This is a genomic window from Streptomyces sp. RPT161, from assembly GCF_027533845.1.
Lineage (GTDB): Bacteria > Actinomycetota > Actinomycetes > Streptomycetales > Streptomycetaceae > Streptantibioticus_A > Streptantibioticus_A silvisoli_A.
In genome coordinates, this window is record NZ_JAPZVN010000025.1 from 55,955 (window position 1) to 71,837 (window position 15,883).

Annotated in this window: 17 protein-coding genes; 9 read left to right on the forward strand and 8 right to left on the reverse strand. The window is 70.1% G+C overall.

Features of this window, described 5'->3' with window-relative positions; translation table 11 throughout:
* Positions 1-25: 25 nt before the first annotated feature.
* Positions 26-1,108: an NAD(P)/FAD-dependent oxidoreductase gene (locus O5O46_RS31015; protein WP_269858962.1), complete on the reverse strand. Its 1,083-nt coding sequence runs from the start codon at positions 1,106-1,108 to the stop codon at positions 26-28.
* Between the two features lie 140 nt (positions 1,109-1,248).
* A complete protein-coding gene (locus O5O46_RS31020; RefSeq protein WP_269858963.1) occupies positions 1,249-2,526 on the reverse strand; it encodes a serine hydrolase domain-containing protein in 1,278 nt (425 codons plus the stop codon).
* Positions 2,527-2,723: 197 nt separating this feature from the next.
* Between O5O46_RS31020 and O5O46_RS31025 the strand changes: the two genes are divergently transcribed.
* Complete coding sequence (locus O5O46_RS31025; protein ID WP_269858964.1) at positions 2,724-2,972, forward strand: aromatic-ring hydroxylase C-terminal domain-containing protein; 249 nt, start codon at positions 2,724-2,726, stop codon at positions 2,970-2,972.
* A 54-nt stretch (positions 2,973-3,026) separates the two neighbouring features.
* On the opposite strand, the gene O5O46_RS31030 is transcribed toward O5O46_RS31025, so the two are convergent.
* Complete coding sequence (locus O5O46_RS31030) at positions 3,027-3,485, reverse strand: cupin domain-containing protein (protein WP_269858965.1); 459 nt, start codon at positions 3,483-3,485, stop codon at positions 3,027-3,029.
* A gap of 119 nt (positions 3,486-3,604) precedes the next feature.
* Between O5O46_RS31030 and O5O46_RS31035 the strand changes: the two genes are divergently transcribed.
* Positions 3,605-4,240: a TetR/AcrR family transcriptional regulator gene (locus tag O5O46_RS31035; protein WP_269858966.1), complete on the forward strand. Its 636-nt coding sequence runs from the start codon at positions 3,605-3,607 to the stop codon at positions 4,238-4,240.
* 108 nt (positions 4,241-4,348) lie between these two features.
* Positions 4,349-4,744: a hypothetical protein gene (locus O5O46_RS31040; RefSeq protein ID WP_269858967.1), complete on the forward strand. Its 396-nt coding sequence runs from the start codon at positions 4,349-4,351 to the stop codon at positions 4,742-4,744.
* A gap of 30 nt (positions 4,745-4,774) precedes the next feature.
* Here O5O46_RS31040 and O5O46_RS31045 read toward each other — a convergent pair whose 3' ends face one another.
* Positions 4,775-5,848 carry a saccharopine dehydrogenase family protein gene (locus tag O5O46_RS31045; RefSeq protein WP_269858996.1) on the reverse strand — a complete coding sequence of 358 codons (1,074 nt, stop codon included), beginning with the start codon at positions 5,846-5,848 and terminating at the stop codon, positions 4,775-4,777.
* A 101-nt stretch (positions 5,849-5,949) separates the two neighbouring features.
* Here O5O46_RS31045 and O5O46_RS31050 point away from each other — a divergent pair, with 101 nt between their 5' ends.
* A complete protein-coding gene (locus O5O46_RS31050) occupies positions 5,950-6,930 on the forward strand; it encodes a helix-turn-helix domain-containing protein (protein WP_269858968.1) in 981 nt (326 codons plus the stop codon).
* A 142-nt stretch (positions 6,931-7,072) separates the two neighbouring features.
* Here O5O46_RS31050 and O5O46_RS31055 read toward each other — a convergent pair whose 3' ends face one another.
* Complete coding sequence (locus O5O46_RS31055; protein WP_269858969.1) at positions 7,073-8,668, reverse strand: FAD-dependent monooxygenase; 1,596 nt, start codon at positions 8,666-8,668, stop codon at positions 7,073-7,075.
* An 83-nt stretch (positions 8,669-8,751) separates the two neighbouring features.
* Between O5O46_RS31055 and O5O46_RS31060 the strand changes: the two genes are divergently transcribed.
* The gene (locus tag O5O46_RS31060) at positions 8,752-9,738 is read left to right on the forward strand and encodes an Lrp/AsnC family transcriptional regulator (protein WP_269858970.1); all 987 of its coding nucleotides are present in this window, start codon (positions 8,752-8,754) and stop codon (positions 9,736-9,738) included.
* 169 nt (positions 9,739-9,907) lie between these two features.
* Here the strand turns inward: O5O46_RS31060 and O5O46_RS31065 are convergent, their stop codons facing one another.
* Entirely contained in the window at positions 9,908-10,567 is a 660-nt protein-coding gene (locus O5O46_RS31065; RefSeq protein ID WP_269858971.1) for a hypothetical protein, read from the reverse strand.
* A gap of 138 nt (positions 10,568-10,705) precedes the next feature.
* On the opposite strand from O5O46_RS31065, the gene O5O46_RS31070 reads away from it, so the two are divergent.
* Entirely contained in the window at positions 10,706-10,939 is a 234-nt protein-coding gene (locus O5O46_RS31070; protein ID WP_269858997.1) for a Tn3 family transposase, read from the forward strand.
* Positions 10,940-11,086: 147 nt separating this feature from the next.
* On the opposite strand, the gene O5O46_RS31075 is transcribed toward O5O46_RS31070, so the two are convergent.
* Together O5O46_RS31075 and O5O46_RS31080 are read right to left on the reverse strand one after the other, a co-directional pair.
* Entirely contained in the window at positions 11,087-12,208 is a 1,122-nt protein-coding gene (locus O5O46_RS31075) for an epoxide hydrolase family protein (protein ID WP_269858972.1), read from the reverse strand.
* A gap of 17 nt (positions 12,209-12,225) precedes the next feature.
* Entirely contained in the window at positions 12,226-13,680 is a 1,455-nt protein-coding gene (locus O5O46_RS31080) for an MFS transporter (RefSeq protein WP_269858973.1), read from the reverse strand.
* A 68-nt stretch (positions 13,681-13,748) separates the two neighbouring features.
* On the opposite strand from O5O46_RS31080, the gene O5O46_RS31085 reads away from it, so the two are divergent.
* The 3 genes from O5O46_RS31085 (at position 13,749) to O5O46_RS31095 (ending at position 15,870) form a co-directional block, all read left to right on the forward strand.
* Positions 13,749-14,345 (forward strand): CGNR zinc finger domain-containing protein, encoded by a 597-nt coding sequence (locus O5O46_RS31085; protein ID WP_269858974.1) that lies wholly within the window; start codon positions 13,749-13,751, stop codon positions 14,343-14,345.
* A 339-nt stretch (positions 14,346-14,684) separates the two neighbouring features.
* Positions 14,685-15,185: a cytochrome P450 gene (locus O5O46_RS31090; RefSeq protein WP_443072671.1), complete on the forward strand. Its 501-nt coding sequence runs from the start codon at positions 14,685-14,687 to the stop codon at positions 15,183-15,185.
* A 109-nt stretch (positions 15,186-15,294) separates the two neighbouring features.
* Positions 15,295-15,870, forward strand: coding sequence for a hypothetical protein (locus O5O46_RS31095; protein ID WP_269858976.1), 576 nt, complete (start codon positions 15,295-15,297; stop codon positions 15,868-15,870).
* Positions 15,871-15,883: the final 13 nt, after the last annotated feature.

Below are 15,883 nucleotides of genomic sequence, written 5' to 3' on the forward strand. Positions count from 1 at the left end.
GGGCTTCGTGATCCCGCATCGAGGGTCACCGCCGCGCGCGGTCGGCTGAGCGCAGCAAGGTGTCGAGACCGTGTCGGCGCTCGCCCAGAACCCGCTCACAGACGGCGGCCTCGCTCGCCGGGCTGAAGGCGTCGGTGAGTTCGCCCCGCGGGACGGCCCTGCGCCGGGCCACCGCGTCATCGGTGTCAGCGGTCACCAGATCCGCGTTGATCGCCACCGCGGCCTGCACCCCGGCGCCCGCCGCGGCCGGTACGCCGGCCATCAGGTCGGTGATGTTGCCGGCGACCCACACCCCGGCGGCGGCGGTCCGGCCAGTCGCGTCCGACTCCACGTACGCCCCCACGCCCATGGGGTGTTCGACCGCCGTCACGCCCAGACCGGACAGGACCTCACTGCGGGCCACGAAGCGCGGGGCCACCACCAGAGCCCGCGCCGGAACCCGTCGCCCCGAGGACAGCCGTACGCCAGCGAGTTGATCGTCTCGGACCTCCAGACCGGTGACCTCGCCATCGACCACGCTGATCCCGCGGGCGGCCAACCGCTCCCACTCCTCCTCGCTCGGGTCCTCCGCGGTGTGGATGAAGTAGGTCACCTGGGACGACCACTGCCGGAACAACAGCGCCTGATGCATCGAGGTCGGGCCGCCGGCCAGCACGCCGATCGGCACATCCCGTACCTCCCAACCGTGGCAGTACGGGCAGTGCAGCACGTCGCGCCCCCACCGTTCCCGCACCCTGGGCACCTCCGGTAGTTGGTCCACCAGCCCCGTCGTCACCAGCAAACGGCGTGCGCTGAAGCTGTCCCCGCTCGCGGTCTCGACGACGAAGCAGTCATCCGCCCGCCGGGCGGCCACGGCCCGGCCGGACACGATCCGTCCGCCGTACCCGGTGATCTCCTCCCGTCCCGCCCGCAGGAGTTCCAGTGGCGGCACGCCATCCCGGGAGAGCAGCCCGTGCGCCGCGGACGCGGGCGCGTTGCGCGGTTCACCGGCATCGACGACCAGTACGGAGCGACGGGCCCGCGCCAGCGTCAGCGCCCCCGACAGGCCGGCGACGCCTCCGCCGACGACCACGACATCCCACTCAGCGGCATTCTTCTGTGCAGTCATGTGTGCACCATGGAACGCCAGCAGCCGGAATCGCAAGGTTCCTTGCCGTTTCGGCAATAGGCTGGACAGGTCGGCGCGCCGAGGAGCTTCGTCGTGCCCTGCTGCCCCGGCTGTTCTACTGGTCGGCGGGGTCCGTCGACTCAAGTGGGCGAGGCTGTCGCCCGGGGAACCGGCTTGTCGAACATGGCGCAGACCGCGGCGTTGACCAGTGCCTGGTCGGCTCGACCGGTCCTGGGGTTGGCCAGGCCGAAGATGGTGGAGGTGAAGACGGAGACGGTACGTTGACCGGTGCCGTCGGTGTAGTCCTCGCTGGAGTAGCCGGGGACCTGACCGCCATGACCCCAGGCAGTGCCGCAGGGAGTGACGATCTGTTCCAGCCCGAGTCCGTAGCGGTTGGAGGTGGAAGATCCCTCGGAGACGGTGGTGCGCATTTCCCGCATCTGGGCGGGCGGCAGCAGCCTGCCGGACAAGAGGGACTTGTCGAAGCGGGCCCAGTCGTCGGCGGTCGAGATGACGCCGCCCGCACCGGCCTCCGTGGTCAGACCGATGCGCGTGACGTCGACGTAACCGTCGGCCCGTGAACCGCCGACGAAGTGGGTGCCCGGCGGGGTGCCTGCCGGGAGCACGGGTCCCAGATGCGCTGCGTCGGGTTCGTACCCGTGCGCGAGGTGCGGGTCCGTCGGCTGGATGACGCCGCTGGACAGGTAAGTGTGTTCCAAGTGCAGGGGCTTGACAATGCGCTGCTGAATGAGGTCGGCCAGGCGCTGCCCGGTTGCCTTCTCGGCTACGAGGCCGAGGGCGACGTAGTTGGTGTTGCTGTAGGAGAAGCGGGCACCCGGTGCGAACAGGGGGCCGTGTTCGACGGCCGCGGCGACCAGCTGTTGCGGGGTCCACTGCCGGGTGTCCTGGCCGGTGAACGTCCTCAGTACCGCCGGGTCGTTGGAGTGGTTGAACAGGCCGCTGGTGTGGTTCAGCAGCATGCCCACGGGGATGGCGTGCCCGTTGGGAACGAGGCCGGGCAGCCACTTGTCCACCGGGTCGGTCAGCTCGATCCGGTGCTCGGCGACCAGTTGCAGGATCACGGTGGCGACCATCGTCTTGCTGTTGGAACCCATCTTGAACTGGTCGTCGACGTCGAGCCTGTGATCGGCGACGGACCAGGCGGCTTGCCGGGCGATCTGGATGGGGGATCCATGGCCGTCGTCAACCCGCACGAGCACGCCCGGCGCGCCGGCGGCCACATCCTGCCGGGCCAGCCGGGCGAGTTGGAGCTGCCCGACTGAGGCAGTCGTGGTGGTGGACGTTGGCCTAACGGACCCCGCGCTGCACGCTGTTGCCGCGCAGACGAGTGCGGCGGTGAGCGGCACCGCCAGCGCCATCCTGCGTCGGCGGCGCGACGGCCGGGTGTGCTGGGTCATGAGATCTGCTCCTTGCCTACGGTGCATGCGACTTGGTGATGGTGCGCGGGCGCACTGCACCACGCTCTGCCATGAGCAGTCTGATCGGCCAGGTGCCTCTGCTCGATGCAGCGGTCACCCGAGTGAGTGGTACGGCTGGCCCCAGGCCGAGCTACGGCTGGCCCCACCAGCTTTCGGGGCAAAGGAACGTGGCCGGGGTGACCCTTCGTCACGGGCTGCCCGGTGACCAAGGGTCGCGGCTCTCCGACGCCACCGCGAGCGCCCCGTCCGGCCTGCTCGTCCGTCCGGACGGCATCGTCGCCTGGGCCGCCGACCACGCCGATCCATCCGGCGCCGAGGCCGCCCTGCGCTGCTGGGCCGGTGGAGCCGGTGCGTCGTCAGGTGGCATGACCGGGGCAGCCGACGGGCGGTCAACTCGGCTCGGAGGGCGCGACGGACGTACCTGAAGGGCTCACCGGTGGCTGCCCGGCGGCGTCAACACCGCCGAGCAGGCTCGGCGTTCAGCCGAAGTCGGTGGCGGGTGTCGTGGCGTAACGGCTCATCACCTCGGCGGTGGCCTGCTCCGTGAGCCCTCCGCCCTCGGTGATGGCGTCGCGCAGGTCGCGGAAGTACTGGACGTACAGGTCCGGGGTGAAGGTGCAGAGCATGACCAGTGGTTCGTCCCCCGGGTTGGCGAAGGTGTGCGGGACTTCAGGGGGGACCATCACCAGGGTGCCCGGAGTCGCGTCGTGGACGCGATCACCGACAGTGAAACGGCCGGTCCCGGAGACGACGTAGAAACCCTCGTCGTGACGGGCGTGACGGTGCTGGAGCGGGCCGTCAGTGTGCGGGGGGAGGGTGGCCACACCGACCCCGAGGCGATGACCGGTGGTGCTGCCGTCCTCCAGGACGCGCAGGCGGACGGGCCCCAAGTCGATGACCTCGCCGCCGTCCGGAGCGGTGATCGAGACGTCATTCATAGCCGCCTCCGTTATGAGGGTACGCTCTCATGAGAGTAGGTTGCTGGTCGATTCCGATGCAAGCGTCCTCTCGCCTTGGGGGGAGTGCCCAGTCGAAGACCTGACAGGAGGGTGGATCGATGACGCCGCAGGCCCCGGCCGGCCGCGCCAACCAGAAGCTGCGTACGCGCAACGCGATCGTGCAGGCCGCGGCCGAGCTGACCCGTACCGGCCGTGAGGTCACCATGCCCGCGGTCGCCAAGGCGGCCCTGGTCTCCGAGGCCACGGCCTACCGCTACTTCCCCGATCTGGCCAGCCTGCTACAGGAGGCCATCGCCGGACAGTTGCCCAGCCCGGAGGAGGCGCTGGCTCCGGTCGCCGACTCCGCCGATCCCGTGGAGCGGATCGCCGTCGCCACCGAGTACCTTGCGCGCCACGTCCTGGCACGCCAGGGCGCGGTCCGCGCCCTGATGGCCGCCACCATCGCCCGCCCCGAGCAGGTGAGCGCGCGGCCGGGACTGCGCTTCGGCCTCATCGACCATGCACTCGCCCCGCTCGCGGACACGCCGGACGTCTGCGCCCCCGACGCGCTGGCACAGCTCAAGCGCGACCTCGCCGTCGTCGTCGGATCCGAGGCCCTGTTCACCCTGACCGACCTGTGCGGCCTCGACCCGGAGGTCGCCATCGCCAGCGTCGTGCACACCGCGACGGCCCTCACCCGAGCCGCCGTACAGGGCGTCGATGGCGAGCAGCGCCACGCGGGGACGTCGCGCTGACGGCCAACTGCCCTTGCCTCACGGCGAGTTGAGGGGCTGGATCCAGTGGGCGGGCGGCGATATCGTGAGCGATATCGATGAGGTATCGCAGGATCGCGAGGTGCGCCGGTGCCGAACGAGGAGAAGTCGCCCGCCGAGCTGCTGCTCCGGGCCGTGGACACGCTGCCCAAGGACGAGCGCGACCGGGTCCTGACGTGGCTGATCGCCCCCGCGCCCCGCTCGGCCCAGACGGCTTGGGAACTTCAGTCGTACAACCAAGGACTCGTCAGCCAACTGCGGGAGATGACCCCAGGAGTCAGTGCGGCCCTGCGCCGTCGCACCGCCGCACAAGGCGAGGAGCTACAGGTGGTGCCCGTGCGCCTGACGGGAGATCAGCACGCCGTGCTGCGCGAGTGGTGCCAGGACCACGGTTTCTCCATGGCCACGGTGATCCGCGGCCTGGTGTCGCGCTTCCTCGATGGCCAGGGCGCCGCGTCCTCTTCCAAGGAGACGAAAGAGGACTAGGCCAGCCTTCGGAGCAATGGCGGGGCGCCCTCAGGGGAGCTGATCAGCTGGGCGCGATCCGTCGCCGGGCGGCGCCGCATCGAACTCGACCGTGATGTGCGGGGACAGCGAGCGCAGGAAGTCACGCGCGTCGAACATCTCGCCCGGGGATGCGACTCCGGCCAGCCTGCCCTGTCCGTCCAGTAGACGACGGACCGCCTCCACCGCCAGGGGCGCACTCACCGCGTAGATGTCCTGGCCGCGGGCCACCGCACGGCGCTCGGTGTCGCCGGAGCGGACGGCCACCTCGACCAGGAAGGTCTGGTCGGAGCGCCCGCGGCCGTCGACCGGCTTCGGCAGCGGTGTGTCGGGGGCGAGTACGTCCTTGACCGCCCCAACCGTCATACAGGTGTGGATACTTGGGACGGCGAGGTGCCGTGGGATGGTCACGCTGTCCGCCGTGGTGAACTCCGTCAGCACGTCCTGGTCGCCGATCGGCGGGGGAAAGGACCACCGGCCGGTCGGCGCCTGGCTGGTCCGGTACTCCAGGCGGCCGCTGACGTGGACGGGGCGGCGGCCGTTGCGGCGCTGCCGGGAGACCTGGGAAGTGGCGCGGCTCCCGGCTGTGGGATGCCAACTGCTCAGCGCGTAGGCGATGAACACCTCGTCGGCCGACGACCAGTCACCCAGCGCCGCGGTGGCCAGCAGGTCGCCGAGGCCACCGAAGAAGGCCATCGCGGGGACGATCGCGGTACCGACGGTGCGTGCCCGATCCGTGAAGTGGGTGAACGTGTCCACGACGGCCTCCACTTCGGCCGCTACGTCCACGTAGGGAACCCCGGCGCGCAACACCGCCTCGATCACGGGGGCGGCCGTAGCGGCGAAAGGGCCCGCGCAGTTGATCACGGCGACCGCATCGTCCAGGGCGCGGTCGAGTGAGGCGGGGTCGTCCATCAACACCGGTCGGATGCCGAGCCCTGGATGCAGGGCAGTGAGCGCATTGAGCCGGTCGGCGTCACGACCGGCGAGGACCGGGGTGAAGCCGCGGTCCAGGAGTTCCGAAACCACGAAGCGTCCGGTGTGTCCATAGGCGCCGAAGACGGCGACCTTCTGATTCGATCCCATCATTTCCCCCGTTCTGCTCGAGTGATCCATCGCGGACAGCCTGCCCGCGGCGGACGAGAGCGACGAGTGTCCCTGGTGACAAAGCCCGTACAGTTTCGGACATGAGTACAGTCGCGCTGGCCGTCACGGATGGGGTGAGCCATTTCGAACTCGCCGCTCCCTGCGAGGTGTTCGGTGTCGACCGGTCCGATCTGGTCGATCCGTGGTACGAGTTGGCCGTCTGCGGCCCGGCGGATGCGCGGGTCGGCGGCCGGTTCCGGTTGGAGCCCGATCGGGGGCTCGACCGGCTGGTGCACGCGGACACGGTGATCGTCCCGGCCTGTGCCGATATCGACGCTGAACCGCCCGACGAGCTGGTCGAAGCGGTACGCGCGGCGCACCAGGCCGGCGCACGAGTGGTTTCCCTGTGCACCGGCGCGTTCGTCCTGGCTGCCGCCGGCCTGCTCGACGGGCGGCGGGCCACCACCCACTGGATGCACGCCGCCGCGCTCGCGGCGAGGTACCCCCGGGTGCGGGTAGACGCGGACGTGCTCTACGTCGATGACGGCAACGTGCTCACCTCCGCGGGCAAGGCCGCCGCCATGGACCTCTGCCTGCACCTGGTCCGCCTCGACCACGGCTCGGCGATCGCCAACGCGGTGGCCCGCCGCCTGGTCGTGCCGCCTCACCGGCCCGGTGGCCAGGCCCAGTTCGTCAGCACCCCGCTGCCCGACCCACGCTCCCACGCGCTCGCCGCGCTGTTCCCCTGGGCGATGCAGCGGCTCGACCAACCGTTGACGGTGCGGGACCTGGCCCGTCAGGCGAACATGAGCTCGCGCAATCTGGCCCGCCATTTCAATGCCATCACCGGTACCACTCCGCTGCGGTGGCTGCACGCGCAGCGGATCCACCGCGCCCAGGAACTCCTGGAGACCACCGACGACAGCGTCGACGCCATCGCCGGGGCCACCGGCATGGGCACCGCCGCCTCGCTGCGCCGACACTTCAACCGCACCGTCGGCGTACCGCCGGACACCTACCGGCGCACCTTCCGCAACGCCCCGCCGCGGCAGTCGGGTTCGCGGAACCCGGGACACGGATGACCGCGAACCCACACGGGTCCCACCAACCAACCGCATCGACGGCGGAGCGCTTTATCTCCGGCCGAGAGCCACGAGGTTGATGGCGAAGCCGGGGGAGTGGCGCACTCATCGGCTGAGGTGTCCTCTCAGGGCTTCCCCCTCCTCAAAACCCCTTTCCCAGCGCCCGCCGGGTGGCGTCGGTCAGGAGTGCGGTGGCGTCCGGGGTGGCGTCCGTGGCGCGCCAGGCGATCACATGGTCGGGGCGGACCAGCAGGGCGCCGTGGTCGCCGATGCCGCAGGCGTCGGCGGGCCGCGCGGGTCCGGAACTGGCCTGGCGGGGCAGCAGCGCCACGTCGAGGAAGGCGCCTTGCGGATCCAGACCGCGCGCGGCCCGCGCCCATGGGTGTCCTTCGGCCCCGGCGAGCAGCAGATAGCGGCCGTCGCGGACGAGGTCGAGCGTCGAGCCGCCGTCGCCACCGGTGAGGGGCAGGTGCGGCAGCCGGGTGCCGGGCTCGCCGCGCCAACGGCCCGGCTCGTCGGCCACCGCCGTACCGGGATCTGCGGGAACGTCGCCTGGCATGCGATAGCGGTAGCCGCCCGCCACCGCCGCTTCGCTGAGCAGCGGGCGTTCCTCGACTGCCGCCCCGGCGCGGTCACTCAGGCGCAGCAGTGCCTGTTCCACCGTCAGTCTGCCCACCGCACCGCGTTCGGGCTCGTAGTCGTCAAGCAGCCGCGGGTCGGCGTCGCCGCGCAGTACGGAGACCAGTTTGCTGGTGAGGTTCCAGGCGTCCTGGATGCCGGTGTTGGCGCCGAACCCACCGGTCGGCGGGGTGACGTGCACCGCGTCCCCGAGCAGGAAGACCCGCCCCGCGCGGTAGGAGTCGGCCACCCAGCCGCCCATGTGCCACGGTCGGCTCCCGGTGATCGTGAAACGCGACGCGGGCAGTCCGAGAGCGCGGGAGACCACCTGACGGCACCGCGCGGCATCGAACGCGGTCGTTGGATCCGTGACCGCCGGATCGTACGTCACCGACACCGTGCCGTGGTCCCGTGCCGTGCTCCAGGAGATGAACGCGCGCTCGGGCGCGTCGGTCCAGGCCATGGCGAGCCGACGGCCGTCGAGGGCCCGGCGCAGGTCGGCCGTGAAGCCGATCTCCATGACGTGGGAGACCACCTCGCTGCCGCTGCGGCCGATGCCCAACCCCTCCCGGATAGCGCTGCCGTTCCCGTCCGCGGCCAGCAGGTAGTCGGCCTGCACGAAGTACGGTTCGCCCTCGGCGTCGAGCACCTTCGCGACGACACGGTCATCGCGCTGGCGCAGTTCCAGGAAGCGGTGGCCCAAGCGCAGTTCGGCACCGGCGGCGCGGGCGTGCGCACGGACGACCTCCTCCAGGTCGGCCTGTTTGACGAAGGCGCTGGGACACGGTGACACGTCGCCGGAGTCCTCCGCGGCCGGTAGCTGCCAACGCCGCAGTTCCGGCCCGGTGAGCGATGTGACGACGGCGGCGTGATCGGCTGGCGGGAGCCTGTGTTGGACGGCGTAGACGTCCTGGTCGGCTCCGACGGAGCGATAGGCCTCCATGGTGCGGGGATAGAACAGCTTGGCGCGCAGCCTGGTGGAGACCGCGCGGTGCTTCTCGACGAGAACGGGGGTGATGCCGCGAGCTGCCAGGAACAGCGCGGCCGAGGCCCCAACGACGCTGCCGCCCACGATCAGGACGGTGGTGCGCTCCGCTGGTATCTGTGTATCGACCATCATGGCCCCATCGTGTCCGCCGCCCCCGAGCGGATCCGTTCCCGAGCCATATCCTGAACACATCCGACAAGATCCGGGAAGCCGTGATGGAATCCGACTCCTATGACGAGATCGACCTGAAGATCCTCCACGCCCTGCACCTGGACGCACGTGTCCCGTTCTCCCGGGTCGCCTCCGTCATCGGGGTCTCCGACCAGACGGTGGCCCGGCGCTACGCCCGGCTGTGCTCCGCGGGTTCCCTGCGCATCTGGGGGCTTGCCGATCCTTCCCGGCTGGGCCAGGTGGAGTGGCTGGTAAGGATCCGCTGCACCCCTGACTCGGCGGGCGACGTGGCATCCGCCCTCGCCCGGCGGACGGACACCTCCTGGATCAGCCGCACCTCCGGCGGTACGGAACTGGTGTGCCGCACCTACGCACCCACTCCGGCCGACGAGTTGCTGCTGAAGACGCTGCCGCGCAGCGCACGGATCCTCGACGTCAGCGCCCACTGCCTGCTGCACACCTTCTTCGGCCGCACCAGCAGTGTGATCACCAAGCTCAACGCCCTCTCCCCCGATCAGGCCGCGCAGTTGCGGCTCCCCACCGCACCGCCGGTCGACCCGGCGAAACCCGTCACCCTGGACGAGGTTGACCACCGGATCCTCGCCCTGCTGCGCGGCGACGGCCGCGCCCCGATCAACCAACTCGCCGCCGGGGCTGGGGTGTCGCATTCCACGGTGCAACGCCGGATCAGCGAACTGCGCGAGAGCGGTGTGCTGTACTTCGACATCGACACCGAGCGTGCACGGCTGGGGCTTCAGATCCGCACCCTGCTGTGGCTGGCGGTGGCGCCCGCACACCTCGACAGCACCGGCGCCGCGCTGGCCGAACACCCAGAGGTGGCCTTCGCCGCAGCCATCACCGGCGCCCGCAACCTGTACGCATCCGTGGCCACCCCCAGCATCCCAGCGGTCTACACGTACCTGACCACCACCATCTCCACGCTTCCTGCCGTCCAGAGCTTCGAAAGCTCGCTGGTCCTACACACCATCAAGGGCCCCGCAGGCATTCGCAGCCCAGGATCCGACCGCTGAATCCGGCTGGTGGAGAGCTTTCTCCACCCGGAAGATATGGCGACGGTCGCACGGCAACTCCCCGGCGGCTTCATAAGTTTGAGGTCATCGCAAGAAAGAGCCGGCCAGAGCCGGTAGGAAATCCTCCGCGCAAGTGCCGGGCCAGCCGCGTCACACCGGCCACCGGGGCTCATCCGGTCGTCGGGTAACCGATCTGGGCGATGTCCTCGGCCAGATCACCAAGGGTCACTTCCGGGTTCAACGCCGAGACGATCTCCTGGGTCAGCGGCGTGAGATCAAAAACCGCTTGGAGCGCCGCCAGGTCAAGCGTGACCTCGTAGACCTCCTCGGCAAACTCCCGGTAGGCCTCGGCACTGCCCGCGATGAGCACATCGAACAGCCACTCAGCACCGTCGGCGTCGTCCATGTCCTCGTCCGGCACGTGCACTTCGCCGCACCTCCACTGGCTGTCGGAGCTCTCGCGCCAGAAGCAGACGGTCGCTCGGGGCAGTCCGTTGTGGTCGGCGAAGGCGGGCTCGTTCACATGGGGACGGAAGACGTTCGGGACCGAGTCGAAGAGCTCAGGCCACGGTGCCGGCGGCGCGACGTGATACGGGGACATCGGCGACTCGTGGTCACACGCCTGGGCATACACCCCAGCAGCGGAGAACACGATGGCGTAGTCGTTGCCGGCGCCGTCCCTCATCGAGGCCATCTCCTCGCCTGGCGACCAGCCGGAATCGAAGGAGTAGTACCTCCACTCCCACTCAGGGCTCAGAACGGCGTCCAGCATCGCCAGAGCCCTGGACCGATCGCGGACAGTCGCGACGGCAGGCAGCTGCTTGATCACTTCATGCACTGACACGGAGCCATCCAAGTGGAGCCTACTGGCACCCGCCGCACTGGCCCCATGGTCACCGCAGGCTCGCAACACGGCGAAGGATGATGAACTTGAACTGTCCACATAAAGCATCTGCCTGTCTTCGGGCTGGCGCGCATGCTCGGCATCGAGCTGCTGCCCCGCATCCGCAACTGGAAGGACCTGATCTTCTACCGTCCCTACACGACCGCGCGGTACCAGCACATCAATCCGCTCTTCGGTGACGCGGACCGGCACGTCATCGACTTCTTCGGCGCGATCGAGGTCGACACGAGGGCAAGCTGGCGAAGCTCGGCCCGACCGGGGTATCGGCCGCTGCGGATGCACGACACCCTGTTCTGAGCCGACTCTCGATGAGGCGTCTGTCGGCCGGTCAGAATGACCGTTCAGGCGTGCCGAACCGTGCCACGAGCTGATCACTGCTGGTTAGGTGTGCGGTCACGGTGCGTCGTGACCGGCCCCTGTCTGTGGCTCCCGGTTGATGCCTGGTCAGCGGACAAGGCGGAAGAACCCGCGCACCTGTTCGACAAGTGACTCCGGCTGCTCCAGCGCGGCGAAGTGGCCGCCTCGCGGCAGTTCCTCGAACCAGCGCAGGTCGGTGAACCGCAGTTCGGCCTCCCGCCGGGATGGGCGGGTGATGTCGCGGGGATAGATCGACAGGCCGGACGGCGCGGTGACCTTGTCCCGGAAGTGGGCGAAGCTTTCCCAGTACAGGCGCGCGGACGAGGTGGCCGACGCGGTGAACCAGTAGACCGAGATTTCGTCGAGGATCTTCTGCCGCGACACCGCGTCCTCGTGGTTGCCGTCGTGGTCCGTCCAAGCCTGAAACTTCTCGGCGATCCAGGCAGCCTGGCCGGCGGGGGAGTCGGTGAGGCCGTAGCCGAGCGTCTGTGGCCGGGTCGCCTGCTGTCCCGAGTACCCCCGGCCGGTGCGCTGGAACTCCTTCTGAGCCTCGAGGTTCGCTCGTTCAGTGGGTGTCGGGTCGTCGAACGTGCCCAGCGCCACGGCCCCCATGTTCAGGTGCACGCCCACGACCCGCTCGGGCGCCACCTCGCCGAGCGCGCCGGACACCGCCGAACCCCAGTCACCGCCCTGCGCGCCGTAACGCTCGTAACCCAGCGACACCATCAACGTGTCCCAGGCGCGCGCGATTCGCGTGACACCCCACCCGGTCCTCGTCGGCTTGTCGCTCCAGCCGTACCCGGGCAACGACGGCGCGACCACGTGGAATGCGTCCGCCGGGTCCCCGCCGTGTGCGCGTGGGTCTGTCAGTGGTCCGAGGACATCCAGGAACTCGAGCACCGAACCCGGCCAGCCGTGCGTGAGCACCAGCGGGAACGCGTCCGGCTCCGGCGAGCGGACGTGCAGGAAGTGGATGCCCAGCCCGTCGATGGTGTCGCGGTACTGCGGGAAAACGTTCAGCCGCTCGGCGAACCCGAAGTCGTAGTCCTCGGCCCAACTGCGGCACAGCTCCTGTGCATAGGCCAGCGGCACCCCTTGTGACCAGTTGTCCACCGGCTCGCGCTCGGGCCACCGCGTTCGTCGCAACCGTTCACGCAGATCCGCGATCTCGGCTTCGGTGATGCTGACCTCAAATGGCTCGGCGGCCACAGCTGGCTCCTGTTCTGTCAGGACTTGCCGGGGTGAAAGGTGACGGGTTGAGAGTTGACGGTGTCGTGAGTTTCCGGTGGACGTCGGGCGCCGGGGCGTCGGGTCACGCTGAGGACGAGTCCGGCCAGAGGGAGGACCGCGAGCACGGTGAGGGCTACCGGCACCGACACGATGCCGGACAGGCCCGCGACAGCGGCCGGACCGATCCCGCCACCCAGGTTGACCATGAAGGTGAGCAGGCCCTGTGCGGTGTCGCGGTCGTGTGCGGTGACCAGTTCCGGTGCAAGGCCCACGAGTACGGTCTGGGCGCCGGCGAACCCGCTCACGGTCAGTGCCACGCCGACGATGACCGTGAGCGGCCCGGTGAACACCCCGACCACGAGCACGCCGACGACGGTGAGTGCCGCAAGCCCGGCCGACACCTGCCACGCGGTGAATCGTACGGTCACGGTGCCGGCCAGCCGCCCTGCCAGCACCGAGCAGGCGGCGGCCGGGACCAGCAGCGCGCCGGCTTCGAGGGCGCCACCGCCCGTCGCCTGCTCGATCAGGGACGGGGCGAGGAACAGCACCCCGTAGTAGCCGGCGAAGACCGCCCCACCGACGAGCCCGGCAGCCGGGACGCCGCGGGCCGCGATCACCCGCCGAGGCACGAACCCGTCGGGCCTGCGTCGCACGCGCCACCACAGTCCCACCCCGGCGAGCACCCCGGCGGCAGCCACGACGAGCGTGACCGCAGCGGGCAGTCCGACCGAATGCGCCTGCAACACCGTGATCAGCGACCCGGCGAGTACCGACAGCACGGCCGCGCCGCCGACGTCGAGTCGCCCGGCCGAGCCGTCCCGCTCACCGCCGCCGATCCGCGTGAACGTACGCCTGTCTGCCAACGCGGCCAGCAGGAGGGGCAGTGCGAGGACCGGGATCGCGAGCACGGCACGCCACCCCAGCCACGCGGTAACCGCCCCGCCCACCAGGGTCCCGCACGCCGACGCCGTCGCGCTGGCGGCTGCGACCGTTCCCAACGCGCGCAGCCGTTGCTGCCCGGGAAGGGCGGTGGCCTCAGCGAAGACGGCGATCACCGTCGCACCCGCCCCGGCGCCACCGATCAGTCGGCCGATGATCACGACCGGCAACGTCGGGCCGGCCGCCGCGAGCGTGGAGCCCGCGGTGAGTGCCAGAACCCCGGCGACGAGGACCCGCGCGGGGCTCCACCGGGCCATCAGCCGACCGGCGACCGGCATCGCCAGTGCCGAGGTCAGCGACCATGCGGCGAGGATCCATGCCGTGGCCCCGAACGGCACTCCGAGCGCGCGGCCGATTGCCGGCAGCGCCACCGACGGGGCGCCCAATGCGACATACATCGGCAGCACCAGCATCCCCAGGGTCAGTCCCAGCCGGCGCCCGTCCGGGGCGTGGGTAGGTCGCCCGCCCAGACGCCCTCCCGACCGGATCGTCTGCGGCATCGTCGTCTCCACCCAGGTATGTTGTGACACGTGAAAACTAATACGGGTGTCACGCTACGAGTGGTGAGGAGACACGTCAAATGCTAGATGCGTGTTACATCTCATCGGCGGTGGAGACGGCCGTCGATCTCGCCAACACCTGGAGGCCGATCAAGGGCGAGGACGCGCTGGAGACCGTGGAGCAGCTCCAGGACTTCTTCGCCGACCATCCGCCTGCCGGACCGGGTGAGCCGTCGAGTTCGGCCAGGGACCGGGGGCCCGGTCCCTGGCGGCGTCTCACCCGCGTCGACCTGACGGAGGTCCGCGCACTGCGCGAGACGGTGCGCGACGTGCTCGAACGGTCCAGCACCGACGCGGTCGCAGCTGCGGCCCTGATCAATGACGGTCTGCGCCGCAGTCGCGCCACTCCGGTGCTGCGCCACGATCAGGACCGCTGGTGGACCGAGGTCACCGCCGACACCGATCGCTGCGCGGCGCACCTGGCCGCGACCACGCTCAGCGCGCTGGCTCACGTGATCGCCACGCTCGGTCCGACTCGTCTCGGCGTATGTGCCGGGCTCCAGTGCCGGGCCACCTACGTGGACCTCTCACGCAACGGCTCAAAGCAGTACTGCACCCGAACCTGCGCGCACCGCGCCAGCGTCGCGGCCTACCGCAGTCGGAACAGCAGCAGCTGAGCGTCGGAACATGGCCCTCTCAGGGACGGCTCCGATGACGTTCGCCAGCCGCCGAGCTGGTGGAGATCCCGCGCGCTCAACTCCAGCCTCGCGTCCCGGCCGGTGCCCCGACGGGGTTCGTGCCGACCGGGTGCGGCTACCTCAACACGGCTGTGCACAACCCCCCGAACACCCCACCAGGTATGTCGACGCCTACGGCAGCCTGATCGCAGGTTTTCAGATAATGCCGTATTGCTCTGACAAGCACGCCGCGATCGTCCCCGGCGCCGACCCCTACGCCCGCGCATACCCCCGTCACCCGGGCCCGGACGGACGCCCCAGTTCACCGCTGGGGTCACGCTGGCCGACGTCGAGGTCGCCGGGGTGACGATCCCGCAGGGCGTCGAGGTGCTGCTGCTGTTGGCGGCGGGCAACCGGGACCCGCGCCGCTTCGCCGACCCGGACCGGTTCTGGCCGCAGTGCCCGGACAACGCGCACCCGGCCTTCACCGGGGGCATCCAATACTGCCTGGGAGCGGTGCTGGCCCGGATGGAGGCCCAGGTGGCACTGGCCGCCCTGGCCCACCGCCTGCGCAACCCGCGCTGGTCGACTCCGCGCCGCCGTATCGCCCCAACACCCACCTGCGCGACCCCGAGCGGCCGCTGGTCGCCTTCGACCGGCTCGACCCGGTCTCCCGCGTCCGCGGGTCCGACGATCCATCTGACGGAGAAGTCCGCGACCAAGCCCTCGCGCACCCTGCCGCAAGCGGCTGGGGACCGGGCGGTCCGGGCCTGGGTGGAGAGCCGTCTCCACCCGAAGATACGGCGGCCAGCCGACGTCAATCGTGTGCCGCAAACCTAACTTTGAACCCATCAGGACATGGATCGAACGCGTTGGGGGCAGCGTCATGAGTGGTCCACTGGAAATCGTACTGATCGTCGCGGCCGTGTGTTTCGTGATGGTTCGGCGCATGATCGGGGAGCCCGTACAGGCCAAGCGGTTGGTGGTGCTGCCCGCGGTTCTCGGGGCGATCGGACTGTCCGACGTCTCGGGGGTGAGCCGGAACGCGACCGCGCTGCTGTTTCTGGTGGCGACGGCGGGCGCGAGCGTCCTGCTCGGGGTGCTGCGCGGGATGAGCGTTCGGCTTTCTAACCGCCAGGGCCTGGTGTTCGTGCGCTACACGGGCGTCACGGTGGCGTTGTGGGTGGTGAACCTCTTGGTCAAGTTCGGGGCCAACCTGGTGCTCGGCGCCGTCGATCCCCATGTCGCCGCCGCGGTGAGCAACAGCCTGCTGCTCACACTGGGGATCGGCATGCTCGCCGAGGGGCTGGTCGTGCTGGCCAGGGCGGTGCACGCGGACAGCCGCATCGCCTGGTCCAAGGGCGAGAACGGCGCACCGCACACCATGTCACCCGTCCTGGACGGCCTTCAGCGGCGCATCGCGGAGAACGCGGCATACGGCCCCGCGCAGCGCGCGGGTGACCTGTTCTCCTCTACGCTGGGCGCGCTCCGGGACACCGACTCCCGCCGCAGCCAGCGCAACTGAAGAGGTGTGTCAG